At 67.7% G+C, this 18,111-nt stretch carries 18 protein-coding genes, 1 tRNA gene and 1 riboswitch; of the genes, 9 read left to right on the forward strand and 10 right to left on the reverse strand.

The window, feature by feature from the left end; genetic code table 11:
- Window positions 1-64: 64 nt before the first annotated feature.
- From ACWIGM_RS16520 to ACWIGM_RS16530, 3 genes are read left to right on the forward strand one after another with little or no spacing between them, the layout of a single operon-like run.
- Window positions 65-583 carry a TRAP transporter small permease gene (locus ACWIGM_RS16520; RefSeq protein WP_454027054.1) on the forward strand — a complete coding sequence of 173 codons (519 nt, stop codon included), beginning with the start codon at window positions 65-67 and terminating at the stop codon, window positions 581-583.
- Window positions 580-1,875 carry a TRAP transporter large permease gene (locus ACWIGM_RS16525; RefSeq protein WP_454027055.1) on the forward strand — a complete coding sequence of 432 codons (1,296 nt, stop codon included), beginning with the start codon at window positions 580-582 and terminating at the stop codon, window positions 1,873-1,875. The genes ACWIGM_RS16520 and ACWIGM_RS16525 overlap by 4 nt, the downstream gene beginning before the upstream one ends.
- A gap of 18 nt (window positions 1,876-1,893) precedes the next feature.
- Entirely contained in the window at window positions 1,894-2,334 is a 441-nt protein-coding gene (locus ACWIGM_RS16530) for a type II 3-dehydroquinate dehydratase (RefSeq protein ID WP_454027056.1), read from the forward strand.
- A gap of 6 nt (window positions 2,335-2,340) precedes the next feature.
- Here the strand turns inward: ACWIGM_RS16530 and ACWIGM_RS16535 are convergent, their stop codons facing one another.
- A complete protein-coding gene (locus ACWIGM_RS16535) occupies window positions 2,341-3,030 on the reverse strand; it encodes a TetR/AcrR family transcriptional regulator (RefSeq protein ID WP_454027057.1) in 690 nt (229 codons plus the stop codon).
- A gap of 139 nt (window positions 3,031-3,169) precedes the next feature.
- On the opposite strand from ACWIGM_RS16535, the gene ACWIGM_RS16540 reads away from it, so the two are divergent.
- From ACWIGM_RS16540 to ACWIGM_RS16550, 3 genes are read left to right on the forward strand one after another with little or no spacing between them, the layout of a single operon-like run.
- Complete coding sequence (locus ACWIGM_RS16540; protein WP_454028011.1) at window positions 3,170-4,189, forward strand: efflux RND transporter periplasmic adaptor subunit; 1,020 nt, start codon at window positions 3,170-3,172, stop codon at window positions 4,187-4,189.
- Between the two features lie 3 nt (window positions 4,190-4,192).
- The gene (locus tag ACWIGM_RS16545) at window positions 4,193-5,440 is read left to right on the forward strand and encodes an ABC transporter permease (RefSeq protein ID WP_454027058.1); all 1,248 of its coding nucleotides are present in this window, start codon (window positions 4,193-4,195) and stop codon (window positions 5,438-5,440) included.
- Window positions 5,437-6,114, forward strand: a complete 678-nt coding sequence (locus ACWIGM_RS16550) for an ABC transporter ATP-binding protein (protein WP_454027059.1) — start codon at window positions 5,437-5,439, stop codon at window positions 6,112-6,114. The genes ACWIGM_RS16545 and ACWIGM_RS16550 overlap by 4 nt, the downstream gene beginning before the upstream one ends.
- Before the next feature lie 5 nt (window positions 6,115-6,119).
- Here the strand turns inward: ACWIGM_RS16550 and ACWIGM_RS16555 are convergent, their stop codons facing one another.
- Window positions 6,120-6,830 carry an RlmE family RNA methyltransferase gene (locus ACWIGM_RS16555; protein WP_454027060.1) on the reverse strand — a complete coding sequence of 237 codons (711 nt, stop codon included), beginning with the start codon at window positions 6,828-6,830 and terminating at the stop codon, window positions 6,120-6,122.
- A complete protein-coding gene (locus ACWIGM_RS16560; protein WP_454027061.1) occupies window positions 6,827-7,927 on the reverse strand; it encodes a Ppx/GppA phosphatase family protein in 1,101 nt (366 codons plus the stop codon). Before ACWIGM_RS16560 ends, ACWIGM_RS16555 begins: the two co-directional genes overlap by 4 nt.
- A 249-nt stretch (window positions 7,928-8,176) precedes the next feature.
- Here ACWIGM_RS16560 and glpK point away from each other — a divergent pair, with 249 nt between their 5' ends.
- Both glpK and ACWIGM_RS16570 read left to right on the forward strand, forming a co-directional pair.
- Complete coding sequence (glpK, locus tag ACWIGM_RS16565; protein WP_454027062.1) at window positions 8,177-9,664, forward strand: glycerol kinase GlpK; 1,488 nt, start codon at window positions 8,177-8,179, stop codon at window positions 9,662-9,664.
- Between the two features lie 169 nt (window positions 9,665-9,833).
- Window positions 9,834-9,907, forward strand: a tRNA-Gln gene (locus tag ACWIGM_RS16570).
- Window positions 9,908-10,045: 138 nt separating this feature from the next.
- Here ACWIGM_RS16570 and ACWIGM_RS16575 read toward each other — a convergent pair.
- The 7 genes from ACWIGM_RS16575 to ACWIGM_RS16605 form a co-directional block, all read right to left on the reverse strand.
- Window positions 10,046-10,702, reverse strand: a complete 657-nt coding sequence (locus tag ACWIGM_RS16575; RefSeq protein WP_454027063.1) for a class I SAM-dependent methyltransferase — start codon at window positions 10,700-10,702, stop codon at window positions 10,046-10,048.
- On the reverse strand, window positions 10,699-11,478 hold the full coding sequence (locus tag ACWIGM_RS16580) for an ABC transporter ATP-binding protein (protein ID WP_454027064.1): 780 nt from the start codon (window positions 11,476-11,478) through the stop codon (window positions 10,699-10,701). The genes ACWIGM_RS16575 and ACWIGM_RS16580 overlap by 4 nt, the downstream gene beginning before the upstream one ends.
- Window positions 11,475-12,518 carry a FecCD family ABC transporter permease gene (locus tag ACWIGM_RS16585; RefSeq protein ID WP_454027065.1) on the reverse strand — a complete coding sequence of 348 codons (1,044 nt, stop codon included), beginning with the start codon at window positions 12,516-12,518 and terminating at the stop codon, window positions 11,475-11,477. Before ACWIGM_RS16585 ends, ACWIGM_RS16580 begins: the two co-directional genes overlap by 4 nt.
- Entirely contained in the window at window positions 12,515-13,654 is a 1,140-nt protein-coding gene (locus ACWIGM_RS16590; RefSeq protein ID WP_454027066.1) for an ABC transporter substrate-binding protein, read from the reverse strand. Before ACWIGM_RS16590 ends, ACWIGM_RS16585 begins: the two co-directional genes overlap by 4 nt.
- A gap of 108 nt (window positions 13,655-13,762) precedes the next feature.
- Window positions 13,763-13,973, reverse strand: a riboswitch (cobalamin riboswitch).
- Window positions 13,974-14,186: 213 nt separating this feature from the next.
- Window positions 14,187-14,381, reverse strand: coding sequence for a hypothetical protein (locus tag ACWIGM_RS16595; RefSeq protein ID WP_454027067.1), 195 nt, complete (start codon window positions 14,379-14,381; stop codon window positions 14,187-14,189).
- A 163-nt stretch (window positions 14,382-14,544) separates the two neighbouring features.
- Entirely contained in the window at window positions 14,545-15,951 is a 1,407-nt protein-coding gene (locus tag ACWIGM_RS16600) for an amidase (protein WP_454027068.1), read from the reverse strand.
- Window positions 15,941-16,972, reverse strand: coding sequence for a LacI family DNA-binding transcriptional regulator (locus tag ACWIGM_RS16605; protein WP_454027069.1), 1,032 nt, complete (start codon window positions 16,970-16,972; stop codon window positions 15,941-15,943). Before ACWIGM_RS16605 ends, ACWIGM_RS16600 begins: the two co-directional genes overlap by 11 nt.
- A 196-nt stretch (window positions 16,973-17,168) precedes the next feature.
- Here ACWIGM_RS16605 and ACWIGM_RS16610 point away from each other — a divergent pair, with 196 nt between their 5' ends.
- Entirely contained in the window at window positions 17,169-18,110 is a 942-nt protein-coding gene (locus ACWIGM_RS16610; RefSeq protein ID WP_454027070.1) for an ABC transporter permease, read from the forward strand.
- Window position 18,111 lies beyond the last annotated feature (1 nt).

Genomic DNA, 18,111 nt, shown 5'->3' on the forward strand with positions numbered 1-18,111 from the left:
CCCTTCGGGGCTGGCGTGGCCCGCCGATGGAGGGGCCGGCGGGCCGAATTTCACCGGAGGGGCAATGCCGAACTCGCTGAAAGCTCTCGGCGCCTTCATGGCGCGCCGGGCCGAGAACCTGCTCGCGCTGATGCTTGGCGCGATGTTCCTGGTCTTCCTGGTGCAGATCGTCTTCCGCTATCTGCTCAACTTCCCGATCGGCTGGACGCACGAGATCAGTGTCATCCTCTGGCTCTGGCTGGTGCTGTTCGGGGCGGGCTTCGTGCTGCGCGAGAACGAGGAGATCCGCTTCGACATCATCTATGGCGCGGTCGGGCCGGGGCCACGGCGCGTGATGGCGCTGATCACGGCGATTGCGCTCGTCGTCCTCTACGTGATCTCGCTGCCCGCGATGGTCGACTACGTCAGCTTCATGAAGGTCGAGCGCACCGCCTATCTCAAGCTGCCCTTCAACTGGGTCTACGCGATCTACATCGCCTTCGCGGTCGGCGCGATCATCCGCTATCTCTGGCTCGGCTTCCGGGCACTGCGCGGCAAGGCGCCGGAGGCCTTCGATCCGACCAAGGCGAGCTCTGGCGTATGAGCACGCCGTTCTCCCTCGCCATCCTCGCGATCGTCACGCTCTCGCTGCTCGGCCTGCCGATCGGCCATGCGATGATTGCCGGCTCGATCCTCTATCTGCTCGTCGCCGGGCAGGATCTCTCGATCGCTGCCGAGCAGCTGCTCAACGGCATGTACACCAACTACGTCATCCTCGCCGTGCCGCTCTTCATCCTGGCGGCGGAGCTGATGAACATCGGCTCGATGACCGAGCGCCTGCTGCGCTTCTGCGATGCGCTGGTCGGCCGCTTCAGGGGCGGGCTCGCCCATGTCAACATCGTCCAGAGCGTGATCTTCGCCGGCATGTCCGGCTCGGCCATCGCCGACGCCGCCGGCACTGGCCGGATGATGCAGGCGATGATGACCAAGGACGGCAAGTACCCGCCGGCCTTCGCCGCGGCGCTGACTGCCGTCTCCTCGGTGATCGGGCCGATCATCCCGCCCTCGATCCCGATGGTGATCTACGCGCTGGTTTCCGACGCCTCGATCGGCTTCCTTTTCCTCGGCGGCGTCATTCCCGGCCTGCTGATGGCACTGGCGCAGATGGTGATCGTCGCCTCGGCTGCGAAGCGCCGCAATTTCCCGGTCGAGCCGCCGATCCCGCTGCGGCAATGGCCCGGCATCACCTGGCGCGCCTTTCCGGCGCTGATGATGCCGGTCGTGCTGCTCGGCGGCATCTATGGCGGCGCGACCACGCCGACCGAGGCGGCGGCGGTCGCCGCCGCCTATGCGCTCGCCGTCTCGGTGCTGCTGTATCGCAGCGTCAGCCTGCAGGCCTTCTACAACTCCCTGGCCTACAGCGCCCGCACCACCGCTTCGATCGGCATGCTGATCGCCGGCGCGCTGGTCTTCAACTACGTCGTCACCATCGAGAACATCCCCGACAGCCTGCGCGCCTTCCTGGCCGGCTGGAACCTGTCGCCACTCGGCTTCCTGATCCTGGTCAACGTGCTGCTATTGATCCTCGGTTGCCTGCTCGAGGGCACCGCGATCCTGCTGATCGTCGTGCCGGTGCTGATCCCGACTGCCAAGGCGCTCGGCATCGACATGGTGCATTTCGGCGTGGTGGTGACCGTCAACATCATGCTCGGCCTGATCACGCCGCCCTACGGCCTCTTGCTCTTCATCATGACCAACATCGCCGAGGTGCCGCTGCGCCAGATCGTGCGCGAATGCATGCCGTTCCTCGGCGCGATGATCGTCGCCCTGGCGCTGATCACCTTCTTCCCGAGCCTCGTGCTCTGGCTGCCGCGCCTGATGGGCTACCAGGGCTGACAGGAGAGGACCGTTCCCGTGAGCAAGCCGATCTATGTCCTCAACGGCCCGAATCTGAACCGGCTCGGCACGCGCGAGCCGCAGATCTACGGCTCGACCACGCTCGCCGAGGTCGAGGTGCTCTGCCGGCAGGCCGCCGGTGGGCGCGAGGTCGTCTTCCGCCAAAGCAACCGCGAATACGAACTGATCGACTGGATCCATGAGGCGATCGACGAGGGTGCGGCGATCATCATCAACCCGGCCGCCTATTCCTTCACCTCGATCGCGATCCTCGATGCGCTGAAGATGTTCCCGGGGCCGATCGTCGAGCTGCACATCTCGAACATCCATCGGCGCGAGCCGCACTACCACAAGTCCTATGTCTCGCTCGCCGCGACGGCGGTGATCGCCGGGCTCGGCCCGCAGGGCTATGCGGTGGCGGTCAAGGCGGCGATCGATATGGTGGAACGCGCCGACTGACTTCCGTCAGCGCGCCGTCATCACCGCGCGGGTGAAGCCCGGCTCGACGATGGTCAGGCTGCCATCGGGCAGGCCGAGGATGCGGTCCATCACGATGCCCTGGAACTGGAAGCGCTGATCCAGCGCGTCGATCGCGGCGTCTTCCCCGGCGGTTCCCATCGCCTCGATCGTGCGCGCGACGGCGTCGTGCGTGCTGGCGTTGAGATGCAGCAGGATGTCCGCCGCGGCCTCGGGATCGGGTACGGTGAAGGCGCCCTCGGCCTTGCCCTGGGCGATGATCCTCGCCAGGACCGGCCGCATCACCGCGATCGAGGCGGCGTTGATCCGGTGATAGAGCAACAGGTTCTCCGGCCGGAAGACCACGTCGAAGGCGGCTCTGAACTTCGGCGCATCCGCCAGCTTCATGCTGCGTGAGCGCGCCATGAAGCCGTTCAGCCGCTCCAGGGCGCTGAGCGCGGGATCGTCGAGGATGTCGCGGACGCGCGCGACGGCATCCTGCGCCAGCCGGGCGGTGATCGCCTCCAGCAGATCCTCCTTGGCGGTGAAGTGGTGGTAGAAGCCGCCCTTCGAGATGCCGATCCTGGCGATCACGTCATTGACCGTCGTCCGCTCGTAGCCGCGCTCGAAGAACAGCGCCTGAGCGCCGTCGAGAATCTCGTTCCTGCGATCATCCGCGGACTTCACGACACGGGGCATACGACTCGCTCTCGTTTGACGACCGACCGTCGGTCTGTATAATGACCGACGGTCGGTCTTTCGTGATTGTGCGCGCAAGACGCTGCCGGTGCAACGCGTCCTGCCAGGGTGAATCGTCCGGGCAGAGGCCGCCGGCGTGATGGCTCCTGCGGAGGATGCCGTGAAGTTCGCTCGCAGTTTTCTCGTCGTTGCGGCCATCGCCGCTGCTGGCGGCGGCTATTGGTTCGTGACGAAGCCGATGGCGGTCGCCACCGTCGCGCCCAAACGTGGCGATGCTGCCGAGATCGTCTATGCCACCGGCACGGTCGAGCCGCGCAACTGGGCCAAGGTCACCGCGCTGGTGCGCGAGCGCATCGTCGAGCGCTGCGATTGTGAAGGTCAGCGCGTCGAGCAGGGGCATGTCCTCGCCCGCCTCGACAGCGTTCAGGCCGAGGCGACCTTGGCCGAGCTCAAGGCCCGCCAGAAGCTCGCCACCGCCGAGCATGACCGGCTCGCCGTGCTGGTCGAGCGCAATGTCATGAGCCAGCAGGCGCTCGACCGGGCGCGCAGCGAGATGGGCCAGGCCTCGGCCCTGATCGCCGGCCAGACCGCGCGTCTGGAGAATTATGTGTTGCGCGCCCCGATGCGCGGCACCGTGCTGCGCCGCGACGGCGAGGTCGGCGAGATCGCCGAGCCCGGCACCGTGCTGTTCTGGATCGGCGAGGCCAGGCCATTGCGCGTCGTCGCCGAGGTCAATGAGGAGGACATCCCCCAGGTCAAGCCGGGCCAGCGCGCCTTGATCCGGGCCGACGCCTTTCCAGGAAAGACGCTGGAGGGGACCGTCGACAGCATCACGCCCAAGGGCGATCCCGTCGCCAAGACCTACCGCGTCTATCTTGCTCTGCCGGACGACACGCTGCTGCTGATCGGCATGACGGTCGAGCTCAACATCATCGTGCGGGTCGCGAAGCAGGCGCTGCTGCTGCCGGTCGCCGCCGTTCAGGGCAATGCCGTCTTCGTCCTCGACGGCGATCGTGCCCGCCGCCGCGAGCTATCGATAGGCATTCGCGGCACCGGCGATGTCGAGGTGCTCTCGGGACTGCCCGAGCAGGTCCGCGTGATCACGCCCTTTCCGGACAAGCTTTCGGATGGTGCTCGCGTCGCGCCGCAAGGCGGCTGAACCATGCGCCTGATCCTGGCCCTGGCGCTGACGCATATCCGTGGCCGCGGCCGGCAGACCCTGGTCGCGATCATCGGTGTCGCGCTTGGCGTCGGCTTCTCGATCGCCATGGCGTCGCTGATGCAGGGTGGCGAGGACGATTTCGTCGCGAGGCTGGTCGACACCATGCCGCATGTCGACATCACCGACGAGTACCGCAACGCCCGCCGCCAGCCGGCGCAGGACGCCTTTGCTTCCGTACAGATCGCTGGCTTGCGGCCGAAGGACGATCGGCGCGGTATCCTCAACCCGACCGAGGCGGTGGCGATGCTCAGGGCCTGGGTGCCGGGGCGGCTGGCGCTCAGCCTGAAGACGCAAGGGGTGGTGCGCTATTCCGGCCGCGATGTCGGCATCGCCATCATCGGCATCGAGCCGCAGGCGGAGATGAAGGTCTCCTCGCTCGCCAAGGATTTCCGCCAGGGCAGCTTCACCTCGCTGATCGCCGGCGGCAACAACATCGTCGTCGGCGACAAGCTGGCTCAGCGCCTCGGCGCCGAACCCGGCACCACGGTGACGGTCGTCTCCTCCACCGGCCAGAGCCGCGCCTTCAAGATCGTCGGCCTGTTCCACACCGGCACCACCGCCCGCGACGAGGGCGAGGGCTATGTCCTGCTCAAGAACGCCCAGATCCTCAGCGAGCGCCCGAATGCGATCAACGAGATCAGGCTGAAGCTCGACGATCCCGACGCCGCGCCGCAGGTGGCGCGCCGGGCCGAGGCGCAGCTCGGCTACAAGGCGATGGCCTGGCAGGAGGCGAACGAGTCGTTGCTGGAAGCGCTCGTGATCCGCAATGTCATCATGTACACGGTCGTCGGCGCGATCCTGCTGGTGGCCGGCTTCGGCATCTTCAACATCATCTCGACCATCACCCATGAGAAGGCGCGCGACATCGCCATCCTGAAGTCGCTCGGCTTCACCGAGACCGACATGCGCCGCCTCTTCCTGCTTGAGGGGCTGGCGCTCGGCGCCGGCGGCTCGCTGATCGGCTGGGCGTTCGGCTTCCTCCTCTGCTTTGCGCTCTCGCTGGTCCGCTTCGAATTGTCGGGCGCGAATGTGGCGCAGGAGATCACACGCCTGCCGCTGGCCTGGAGCATCTGGCACTACCTGATCGCCGCCGGCTTCGCCCTCGTTTCGGCTGGCGTCGCCGGTTACCTGCCGGCCCGGCAGGCGGCGCGGCTCAACCCGGTCGATATCATCCGGGGCGCGACATGAGCCCGCTGATCGAGACCAGGGGGCTGACCCGCGTCCTGCCGGCCGCCGTGCCGGTGACGCTGGTCGAGGACATCAGCCTGATGATCGGCGCGGGCGAGTTCGTTGCCATCACCGGTCCCTCCGGCTCGGGCAAGTCCTCGCTGCTCTATCTGCTTGGGCTGCTCGACAGGCCGAGCGATGGGACGCTCGCCATCGAGGGCAGGGATACTGCCGGGCTCAGCGAGCGCGAGCGCGCGGCGATCCGGCTGGCGACGCTCGGCTTCGTCTTCCAGTTCCACTTCCTGCTGCCGGAGTTCACGGTGCGGGAGAATGTCGAGATCCCGATGCGCCGCCTCGGCCGGCTCGGCGCCGCCGCCATGCACGAGCGCTCGACGGAGCTGCTGACGGCGCTCGGACTCGCCGACCATCTCGACAAGCGGCCCGACCAGCTCTCGGGCGGCCAGCGCCAGCGCGTCGCCGTCGCCCGCTCCCTCGCCAATGATCCGCCGCTGATCCTCGCCGACGAGCCGACCGGCAGCCTCGACAGCAGGAATTCCGAACAGGTCTTTTCGATTCTCGATGCCCTGGTGCGCGAGCGCGGCAAGACGGTGATCGCCGTGACCCACGATACGGACATGGCTGCCAAGGCGAGCCGCCGCATCCATCTGGTCGACGGCCGGCTGGCCGAGGGTTGAAGCGGTCAGTCTTCCGCGTCCGGCTCGGCCTTGCGCCGAAATCCTGTCGCCAGAACGTAGAGCTCGGAGGAATCGGCCCGGCTCGCCGCCGGCTTGATGTTGCGGACCTGGGTGAAGTCGCGCTTGAGCTGCGTCAGCAGCCCGGCCGAGTCGCCGCCCTGGAACAGCTTGGCCAGGAAGAAGCCGCCCGGCGCCAGCACATCGTTGGCGAACTCCACCGCCGCTTCGGCGAGGCCGATGATCCTGAGGTGGTCGGTCTTCTTGTGGCCGGTGGTGTTTCCGGCCATGTCGGACATCACGCCGTCGGCCTTGCCACCGAGCTTCTCCATCAGCAGGGCAGGGGCTTCCTCCGCCATGAAGTCGAGCTGGATCAAATCGACATGCGGGATCGGATCGACCGGCAGCAGGTCGATGCCGATGATCTTGCCCTTGCCGTGCTCGAGTCCGACCTTGACGCCGGCGACCTGGCACCAACCGCCCGGCGCGCAGCCGAGATCGACCAGCTTCTGGCCGGGCTTCAGGAATTTGTAGCGCTCGTCCATCTCGGCGAGCTTGAACGCCGCGCGCGAGCGATAGCCCATCTCGCGCGCCCGCTTCACATAGGGGTCGTTGAGCTGGCGCTCGAGCCAGAGCTGCGAGGAATGGCTGCGCTTGGCGGGCTTCTTGACCTTGATGCGCAGGTCGCGTGCGCCGCCGCCTGATTTCGTCGTCGTCATTGCCTTCGGCGCCACCAGGCGCGGTCCTCGTGCATCATCCTGAGCAGAATGCCCTCGCGCAGGCCGCGGTCAGCGATGCGCACCTTCGGGCTTGGGAAAGCGCGCCGGATCGCCTCGAAGATGGCGCAGCCGGCGAGCACCAGATCGGCCCGCTCGCGGCCGATGCAGGCATTGGCCTGACGCTGGGCATAGTCCATCGCGACGAGTTCGTCGATGACGCTGCAGATGTCGCCATCCTGCATCCACAGCCCGTCGACCTGGCGCCGGTCATAGCGCGGCAGGCGCAGATGGATGCCGGCGACGGTCGTCACCGTGCCCGAGGTGCCGAGCAGGTGGAAATTCGGCGCGCTCCGGGCCGCCGCCGCTTTCGCCGCGAAAGGCGCCAGGGCCTCGCTGCAATCGTCGACCATGCGCTCGAACTTCTCGCGCCCGACCTCGACGCCGCCATAGCGCTCCGCCACCGAGACGACACCGATCGGCAGCGAGGCCCATTCACGGATACGCTGGGCCGGGTCGCGCCCGGCCTCGCGCCCGCCGAGCCAGACGATCTCGGTCGAGCCGCCGCCGATGTCGAAGACGATCACCGCACCGGCCTCGGGCGCCGCCAGCGCAGCGCAGCCGGTGACGGCGAGCGAAGCTTCCGTGCGCTGGTCGACGATCTCGAGGTTCAGCAGCGCCTCCTCGCCGACGCGCCGGACGAACTCGACCCCGTTGGTCGCCGCCCGACAGGCCTCGGTTGTGATCAGGCGCGCGCGGGTGACGCCGCGATGGTCCATCTTGCTCTTGCAGACCTTGAGCGCCTCGACGGCGCGGTCCATCGCGTCGTCGCAGAGCCGGCCGCTGGCGCTCAGCCCCTCGCCGAGCCGCACGATCCGCGAGAAGGCGTCGACGACGCGAAAGCCGTGCTGCGCCGGCCGCGCGATCAGCAGGCGACAGTTATTGGTGCCGAGATCGAGCGCGGCATAGGTGGCGGGGTGAGGGCGCTGGAATGGGGCCGGAGCAAACCGAACGGCGTCCGGCGGCGCGGGCCGCTCGCCCGGTAGGGGGACCGCCGCCACGAGGGGGCGGTCGGAATCCTGGCGGTCTTCGACCGTCACTTGCTAACCCTTCGCCGGCCAGGGCCGTCATGGTGGCCTACCGGAGTCCAGCATGAAGCTGGAACGTTTCCATTCGAAGGGCAGCGTAACAACAGCACGCGGCCCCTGCCAAGCAGAACCTGTGGCGAAACTGCGGCGGGGCTCGGCCGAGCTTGCCTGCATCCCGTCTTCGCGGCAAAGCTCGGCGCCGGCTGGCCTCTTGAAGCCGGCGACGACCAATTCGGGAGAAACGGCATGGCGGCGCGGCGCATGATTCTGGCGATTGACCAGGGCACGACGTCCTCACGCGCCATCCTGTTCGACGAGAATCTGCAGCCGGTCGCCAGCGCCCAGCAGGAATTCCCGCAGCATTATCCTGCCTCGGGCTGGGTCGAGCACGAGGCCGAGGATCTCTGGGAGAGCACGCTCGCAGTCTGCCGGCAGGCGCTCGCTCGTGCGCAGGCGCGAGCAGGGGAGGTCGCCGCGATCGGCATCACCAACCAGCGCGAGACGACTCTGGTCTGGGACCGCACGACCGGCCAGGCGATCCACCGCGCCATCGTCTGGCAGGATCGGCGCACCGCCGAGCGCTGCGCTGCGCTGGAGGCGGAAGGCCATGGCAAGCTCGTCGCCGAGCGTACCGGCCTGCGCATCGATCCCTATTTCTCCGGCACCAAGATCGCCTGGATCCTCGACCATGTCCCCGGCGCCCGCGAGCGCGCGAGCCGCGGCGAGCTCGCCTTCGGTACGGTCGATTGCTTCCTGCTCTGGCGCCTGACTGGCGGACGCGTCCACGCCACCGATGCGACCAACGCCTCGCGCACCATGCTGTTCGACATCCACAAAGGGCGTTGGGACGAGGAGTTGCTGGCGCTGCTCGACATTCCCGCGGCGATGCTGCCGGAGGTGCGCGACTGCGCCGCCCATTTCGGCGACAGCGAGCCCGGCCTGCTCGGCGGGCCAATCGCGATTCGCGGTATCGCCGGCGACCAGCAGGCGGCGACCGTCGGCCAGGCCTGCTTCGAGCCCGGCATGCTGAAATCGACTTACGGTACGGGCTGCTTCGCGCTGCTCAACACCGGCACCAAGGCCGTCACCTCGCAGAATCGCCTGCTCTCGACCGTGGCCTATCAGCTCAAGGGCGTGCGCCATTACGCGTTGGAAGGCTCGATCTTCATCGCCGGCGCTGCGGTGCAATGGCTGCGTGACGGGCTCGGCATCATCGAGAAGGCCTCCGACAGCGGCCCGCTCGCGGCCAATGCCGATCCCGGTCAGCAGGTCTATCTGGTGCCGGCCTTCACCGGCCTCGGCGCGCCGCATTGGGACGCCCATGCCCGCGGCGCCATGTTCGGGCTGACGCGCAACACCGGCCCGCGCGAATTCGCCCGCGCCGCGCTTGATTCGGTCTGCTTCCAGACGCTCGATCTGCTCGAGGCGATGCGCTCGGACTGGCCCGAGGCTGATGGCGCCGAGACGGTGCTGCGCGTCGATGGCGGCATGGTCGCCTCCGACTGGACGATGCAGCGCCTCGCCGACATCCTCGCCGCCCCGGTCGACCGGCCGCAGGTTCTGGAGACGACGGCACTGGGTGCTGCCTATCTCGCCGGCCTCGACGCCGGCCTGCTACCCGAGCCGACGCAGTTCGCCGATCGCTGGCGGCTGGAGCGGCGCTTCTCGCCCGGCCTCGCCGAGGAAACACGCCGCAACCACGTCGCCGGCTGGCGCGATGCGGTCAGGCGCACGCTCAGCGCCGGCTGAGCGTTTCTGCAGGCCGATGCCCGTCCGGCCGGCGCTGGCAATTGTTTCCAGGTTGTCGCGCAGGGCGCCGTGACCAGCTTGCATGTCGAAATCGTCACAGAAGGCTTGCAACCCGGCGCGAGGTTGTTTAGATCGCGGCCATCCGACGCGTCGCAGACAACGCGCCCGTTGGGGGATCGTCTAACGGTAGGACCCCAGACTCTGACTCTGGTTGTCTAGGTTCGAATCCTAGTCCCCCAGCCACTTTCCGGTGGCGCCAAGAAGCCAAATAGCGTCAAGCGTTGCCATCGTCGGGGCGATTGCCTCGGCCGCCAGGACGCTTCCGCCCTGGCCGCAGCGAAATTGCGATCGAAAGCCGGCGCCGCTAGCGCGACGCGCGGATCAGCTCTTTGTCGCCGTCAGCACGAACATCGGCACGTCGCCGGGATAGGGCGAGGCCGGGAACAGATGCTGCCAGCTTCGCGCCGGGCCGAAGCCGGCTTCGCTCAGCATCGCCCTGGCATCGTCTTCGGTCAGCCCGTCATGGCGCGGCAGGCTGGCGGTGAGCGCGTCCGGATAGGTCGATCGGTATTGCGGTGCGATCGACCAGAGCCCGTCGGAGACAAGCACCCGCCCACCCGCGCGCAGGACAAGGTGGGCCTTGCGCAGCGCTGCCATCGGCTCGGGCAGCGTCCAGAGCACATTGCGCAGGGTCACGATGTCCGCCGAACCTGGGGCGAACGAAGCCTCCTCGATCAGGGCCTGTTCGAAGGCGACGTCGAGTCCGGAGGCCGCGGCGGCCTGCCGAGCAACGATAAGCATCCCGGCCGAGCCGTCGCAGGCCCGCACGCGATGTCCCAGCGATGCGGCGATCAACGCACAGGCGCCGGTACCGGTACCGAGATCGACGACGTCCTTCGCCTCCTCGGCTTCGAAGGCGGTTGCGAGGACGTCGCGCCAGAGCGAAGCTTGGGCGACATGCGAAGCGACGCCGTCGAAAGCCGGCGCGCGCCGGGTCCAGTAATCGGAAACCTGGGTCTGTGCCTCGGCCGGCTTCATGACTGCCTCCGTTCCGGTTCGATCAGATATTCGATGTGCCGGCGTCCCGACGCGCCCTGACGAATCGAGACTGCGACGCCAAAAATGCGCTGGATCGCCTCGGCGGTCAGCACCTCGTCCGGTGCCCCGGCCGCCTGCAGCCGCCCTTCGTGCAGCAGCGCGATCTCGTCGCAGAACATCGCCGCGAGGTTGAGGTCGTGCAGCGCCATGATGCAGGTGATGCCGAGGCGGCGGACCAGGCTCAGGATCGAGAGCTGGTGCTGGATGTCGAGATGGTTGGTCGGCTCGTCCAGGATGAGCTCGCTCGGTTCCTGCGCCAGCGCGCGGGCGATATGGACCCGCTGGCGCTCGCCGCCTGAGAGCGTGTGCCAGAACTGGTCGTGCCGCTCGCTGAGCCCGACCCTTGCGAGCGCCTCGTTCACGGCCGCCTCGTCGGCGTCGCTCCAGGAGGCGAGCGCGGCGCGATGCGGTGTGCGGCCGAGACGGACGACGTCGCAGACGGAGAGCTGGATCTCTGTCGTCGCCTGCTGCTCGACGAAGGCCAGGCGCCGGGCGAGCTCGCGGCGCGGCACGGCAGCGATATTGCGCTCGTCGAGGGTGACGACGCCGCTCGCGACATTGCGCAGGCGGCAGAGCAATCGCAGCAGGCTCGACTTGCCCGAGCCGTTCGGCCCGATCAGGCCGAGCACCCGGCCGGGTGCCGCCTGCAGCGTCACCCCGTCGACGATCATCCGGCCGGCTGCGCCCCAGCGCACCTCACGCGTGGCGAGCGTCATGCCGGCCGCCTTGCCCGATAGAGGATGAGCGCAAAGACCGGCGCCCCGAACAGCGCCGTCACCACGCCGATCGGCAGGATCTGCTGCGGGATCAGCACGCGCGACAGGATGTCGGCGAGGATCATGAAGATCGCGCCGACAACGAGGCAGGCCGGCAGCAGACGGGCATGGCCGGAGCCGACCAGGAAACGGGCGGCATGGGGGATGATCAAACCGACGAAGCCGACCGTGCCGACAATCGAGACCATCACTGCGGTCATCACGGCGGTTGTCGCGAAGAGCACGACCTTGACCCGCGTCACCGCGACGCCGAGTGAGGCGGCGGCATCGACGCCGAAGGCGAAGGCGTCGAGTGCCTTGGCGTGCAGCATGCAGATGCCGAAGCCGATGAAGGCGACCGGCGCCGCGATCCACAGATCCGGCCAGCGCACGCCGCCGAAATTCCCGAGCAGCCAGAACATCACGCCGCGTGCCTGTTCGGCGCTGGCCATCGTCGTGACGATCGTCGCCGTCGCCGCATTGAAGAGCTGCGAGGTGGCGACGCCGGCAAGAATGACACGATCGCTCGCCCCGCCCGCACCCGTCGCCAGCAGGGCGACCACGGCAAGCGCGGCGCAGGAGCCGATGAAGGCGCCGGCCGAGAGCGTCAGCGCGGTGCCGCCAATGCCGACGCCGAGGATCAGCACCGCGACGGCGCCGGTCGAGGCGCCAGCGGAGATGCCGAGAACATAGGGCTCTGCCAGCGGGTTGCGCAGCAGCGCCTGCAGGATCGCGCCCGAGAGCGCGAGCGCGCCGCCGCAGAGCCCGGCCATCAGCGCCCGGCTCAGGCGATAATCGAAGATCACGCCCTGCTGGATCGCGCTCACCGGAAAATCGAGCTTGAACAGCCCGTTGCCGAGCGCCCGCAGCGCGGTGCCCAGAGGAATGCGCATCTCGCCGATCGTCACCGCCAGCGCCACCGAGATGGTGAGCGCGACGAGCGAGGCCAGCGCGATCGCGATCCGCGCCGGCCAGTTCGGGCCGTGGGCGGCGTGGCTCAAGGGGAAAGGCCGAAGCCGGAGATCGCCTTGGCGAGCGTCTCGATGCCGTCGACCGTGTCGAGCCCGGCGCGGGTCGCACCGACATCGAGGATCACGATCCGGTTGTTCTTCACCGCATCGAGCTTGCTGGCGACGGGATCGGTCTTCAGGAAATCGAGCTTCTTCTCGATATCGTCGGCCGGGAAGCGGCGGCGATCCATCTTCACCGTGACGATCACCGCCGGGTTGGCGCCGGCGATGCTCTCCCAGCCGACCAGCGGCCATTCCTCATTGGTGCTGATGATGTTGCGGGCGCCGAGCTTCGACAGGATATAGGCCGGCACGCCGTTCTTACCGGCCATGAAACCGTCGCCCTTGATGTCGCGGCTGGAGAACCAGACCACGACCGGCACGTCCCTGGCCTTGAGGCTGGCGACGGCCGCGACCGCCTTGTCCTCGCGCGCTTTCAGCTCGGCGACGAGCGTCTCGGCCCGCTCGGCGACGTCGAAGATCTGCCCGAATTCGCGGATGTTGCGATAGACCAGCTCCATCGTGAACATCTGGGTGCGCACGCCGTCGCCCGCGCCGGAATTGTCCTTGCCGATGCAATCGGTCGGCGAGACATAGGTCGGTACCTTCACCCCCGCGAACTGGGCGCGCTTGCCGACGATGCCGTTCGGCCCGACATGCCATTCGAACATCGCGGTGACGAGGTCGGGTTCCTGCGCCAGCACCGCCTCGAAGCTCGGATCATTGTCCGCGAGGCGCTTCACCTTGGCGTTGACCGCTTCATAGGGTTTTGCGACCGGCGAGAACCACACCGCCGTGCCGACGACACGGTCGCCGAGGCCGAGTGCGTAGAGGATCTCGGTCTGGGTCTGGCCGATCGCGACGACGCGCTTGGGCGGAGCGGTAAAGGTCACGCTTTCGCGGCAATTCTCAAGGGTCAGCGGGTATTGCGTCGGTGCGGCGCAGGCCGCGCCCGCGGCGAGGAAGCCGAGGAGCCCGGCGATCGGCAGGCGGAGACGGCGAGCGAACTGGTGCGGGGTCGGCACAGAAGCAACCTTGATTGTTACAATGTTGCATTTCTGATAGGACTGGCTGCGCTCAGCCGTCAAGGTCTCCGCGATGGCGCGGGCGGCAATCTGCATGAACATGGATTTCATCGCTCCCCGAGATGACGAACGAGGAGCTGCGCAGGGGCGTGGATGGATGGAGGCCAAGGCCGCCATCGACACACAGCTCCGGAACACCCCGTCCGAAAGACGTCTTCGACGACCGGGGCAGGTCTCCTGGCTCGCGGGTCGATGCCGGTTCCGCCCGGCCTTCCCGGCGCCAGATGCGCCAGTGGACGATGGACAGAGAGCTCGCCGCTTACAGTTGCGGGGGCAGCCTCGGCTTCGGCGCTGGGCGCCCCACCGAATTCCCTCTTAGCTCCGGGGGACAGCCCGGAGAACCTCGATCGCGGCTCAACCTATAGGGCCGGGCCGAACCGTCAAGCGCCGCTGGTGATCGCCGTCGTGACGCCGGTGTCGGGGATCGCAAGGTCCTGGCCGTGTTTCGGGCGGTTGCCAGGCCAGGAGCGAGCCGCCCCGCAAGCCAGCTGGATCGTCGCGAACCGGCCTCTCCGGATGACGATGATGGTCCGGCCTCACCGCGATCGACGGCGAGGTCGGCCGGAGCCAAAGCTCAGCAGGATCGGCACTCGAACGGGCTGATCCGGGCCTGGCCCTGCAGGACGACGATCCGCTCCGCGACGCCATTGGGTTTGACGCGGATCACCCCGTCATCGGCGCATTCGTCGAGGAAATAGGCGGGGAGCCCGGCACGAAGGGCCTTCTCGATCGATTGCTTACGAAACTGCTTCAGCTTCTCGGTATCCATGGCGAAGCTCCGTTGCGCGATGCGGCGAGGGCCCCTTTCGAGTAGCGATTTGGGTAGTCTCGTGGCCTGTTCAAGCCCTGGCCGTCTTGACGGAGCCGTCATCGGCGCCACGGCGAGGCGATCTTCGGCGCCGATCGATCTCCTGTGAACTGTCGCGCTCGGCTCAGTGCGGATCGATCGGCGCGGTCGGCAGTGCGAGCTCGCGCTCGATCCAGGCGGCGAGCCTGAACAGGTCCGCTTCGCGCCGGCCATGCGACAAAATCTGGATGCCGATCGGCAGGCCTTCCGGCGAGAAGCCGATCGGGATTGCGATCGCCGGAAGCCCGGTCAGCGACCAGATCGCGGTGATCGAGATCCAGTCGAGATAGTCCTGCATCGGCCGGCCTTCGATCTCGGTCGGGAACAGCGTTTGCGCCGGGAAGGGCAGGACCTGTGTTGCCGGGCAGACCAGGAAGTCGTGCTCGTCGAGGAGATCGACGGTGCGGCGGTAGAGTTCGCTGCGATAGCGATTGGCCGCGACGATCGCCGCTCCGGATTGATCGCGGCCGCGAACGAGATCGGCCATCACCGGCGCCGGGAACTGCTCGCGATGGGTATCGAGCAGGGGCTCCCAGGTCGCGAAGAAGCCTTCGCCGCGCAGCGCCCGAAACGCGTCCATCGCTCCGGCCACCGAGGGAGCGCCGCGATGGACGATGGTTCCGGCCTTTTCCAGCAGCACCGCGAAACGGTCCAGGGCATTCCGGATCGCCGGAGCGATAGGTAGCTCGCCGAGATCGGCGGACAGGGCGACCCGGGCCGGTCGCCTCGGGTCCTGCGCGGCGGCGAGGAAGAGCGGCTCGTGCGATGGACTGGTCAGGAAGTCGCCGGGATCGAAGCCGGTCATCGCGTCGAAGAACAGCGCAAGATCGGCGACGTCGCGCGCCATCGGTCCTTCGACGGCGATGGTGTCGAACGGATCGGCGAGGCGCTTGCGCGGAATACGCCCGGGGGTGGGGCGCAAACCCGTGACGTTGCAGAAGGCCGCGGGGATACGCAGGCTGCCGCCATAATCGTTGCCATGCGCCAGCCAGGCTTCGCCGGTCGCCAGCGCGACGGCCGCGCCGCCGGAGGAGCCGCCGCAGGTGAGGCGGATGTCGTAAGGGTTACGCGTCGTGCCGTGGACGCTGTTGGTGGTCTGCGCACCGCCGAGCTCCGACAGGTTCGACTTGCCGAGCACGACCGCGCCATTGGTCTCCATCAAGGCGACGGTGCGGTCGGAAGCTTCAGAGATCCGGTCGCGGAAGATCGAGGTTCCGCCGGTGTTGCGCACGCCGCCGACGTCGTTGTTGTCCTTCACGACGATCGGGATGCCGCCCAGAACGCTGCTCTGGCCGGCGCGCCGCTGAGTGTCCTGTTCTGTGGCCTGCGCCAGGGCCCGCTCGATGCAGAGCGTTGGCACGGCGTTGACCAGCGGCTCGACGATGGCGAGGCGCGCCTGCGCCGCCTGGACGAGCTCGACCGAGCTCACCTTGCCGGCCTGCAGCAGCCCACGCACGGCTACGGCACTGAGCGACGTCAGATCATTCGCCATGGAAGCTCCGGATGGGCTGGGGCGCACCGCAGGAGCGGCGGACGATGAGATCCGCTGGCATCACGACGGTGCTGCCCGGGCCGAGCCGCGTCCCGGCGATCCGCTGGGCCAGCATGTCGAAGGCTGCCTCGCCCATGGCGCGAACCGGCTGGACCATGGCGGTGAGTCGCGGCTGCACTGCATCGGCCCAGGGCAGGTCGTCGATGCCCACGAGCGATATGTCGTCGGGGCAGGCCAGGCCGCGATCGGCCAAAGCTTTCATCGCGCCGATGGTCATGAGGTTGTTGGTCGCGAGCACGGCCGTCGGCGGGTCGTCCTGCGCCAGCAGGTCGGAGAGCGCCTCGACGGCCGGCTGCTCCTGGAAGCCGGCATCGCGAACAAGCGCCGGATCGAAGGGGAGGCCATTGGCCAGCAGGGCCTCTCGATAGCCCTGCATGCGATCGGCCGCGGTCCTGAGAATCTCCGGTCCATTGATCAGCGCGATGCGCCCGTGTCCGCAAGCAATCAGCTGGCTCGTCGCTTCGAAGCCTGCTTTGCGGTTGTCGAGGGTGACGGCATCGTAGCCGAGCCCGTCCATCGCCCGGTCGACCAGCACGATCGGTACTTCGAGCTGCGCGAGGAGCGAGGCGCGATGGATCGAGACCGCACCGGTCGGCGCCAGGATCAGCCCGTCGATCCGCTGGTTCCGCAGCATGCGCAGATGGGCTTCCTCCCGCTCGCTGCGCTCGCTCGAATTGCAGAGCAGGACGAGATAGCCGCGGGCCGCCGCCGCGTCCTCGATCGCCTCGAACAGGTCGGAGAAGAACGGGTTGGTGATGTCGGCGACGATCAGGCCGAGCAGCCCGCTCGAGCGCTTCCTGAGCGAGCGTGCGCCGGCATGCGGGGCGTAGTTCAGCTTCGCCATGGCAGCGCGAACGCGGCCGAGCAGCTCCGGGCTGACGCGCTCGGCATTGTTCAGGGCATTCGAGACGGTCGCCACCGACACATCGGCCAAGCGAGCCACGTCACGGATCGTCGCCATGAGCCTCTCTGTGAAACGGTTCAAACTACTTCTAGAGGCCAAGCATTTTTGACGCAAGTTGCCGTAGTGCGGGGCTTGCGACTGGTTATAAGGTGTGAGAGCTTGCATTGAAACGTTTCAAAATGTGAATGCTGCCTAGGGAGGCTAACGTGTCGAAGCCGTGCTGCCGCCGGCGCGGAAATGGGAGACGCGCATCATGATGCCGTTCTTCCTGCGCCGCCTTGCCGCCACCGTGCCGGTCCTCGCCTTCGTCGCGCTCTTCGTCTTCTTTCTGCTGCGCCTGACCCCGGGCGATCCTGCGATCCTGATCGCGGGCGATCAGGCGACGACGGCGCAGATAGAGACCATTCGCGAGCAGCTCGGCCTCAACCGGCCCCTGATCGACCAGCTTGCCGCCTGGGCCGGTCAGATCGCGCGCGGCGATCTCGGGCGCTCGGTCTTCTCCGACATGCCGGTCACGCAACTGATCCGGATGCGGGCCGAGCCGACTGCCATGTTGGCGCTGGTCGCGATCGTGATGGCGCTGGTGATCGCGCTGCCGCTCGGTACCATCGCTGCAGTGAAGGCGGGCAGCCGCTTCGATCGGGCGGTGATGGCCTTCGCGATGCTCGGCTTCTCGTCGCCGGTCTTCGTCGTCGCCTTCCTGCTCGTCTACGTCTTCGCGCTGACGCTTGGCTGGTTCCCGACGCAGGGCTATGTGCCGCTCGCCGAAGGTTTGCTGCCTTGCCTGCACAGCCTCGTCCTGCCCGGGACGGCTCTGGCGATGCTCTATGCGGCGCTGCTGGCGAGGATCACCCGGGCGAGCCTGCTCGAGGTGCTGGCCGATGACTATGTCCGCACGGCCCGGGCCAAGGGTGTCGGGCCGCGCCGCATCGTCATCCGGCACGCCTTGAAGAACGCCGCCATCCCGATCGTCACGGTGGTCGGCGTTGGCATCGCCGCGCTGCTGGGCGGCGTCGTCGTCACCGAGACGGTCTTCAACATCCCTGGCCTCGGCCGATTGACCACGGATGCGATCCTGCGCCGCGACTACCCCGTGGTGCAGGGGCTGATCCTGGTCTTCTCGGTCATCTACGTCGTCGTGAACTTCCTGGTCGATCTCAGCTACGCGCTGTTCGACCCGCGCATTCGCTATTGAG

This window comes from Allobosea sp. NPDC055332 (assembly GCF_053645455.1).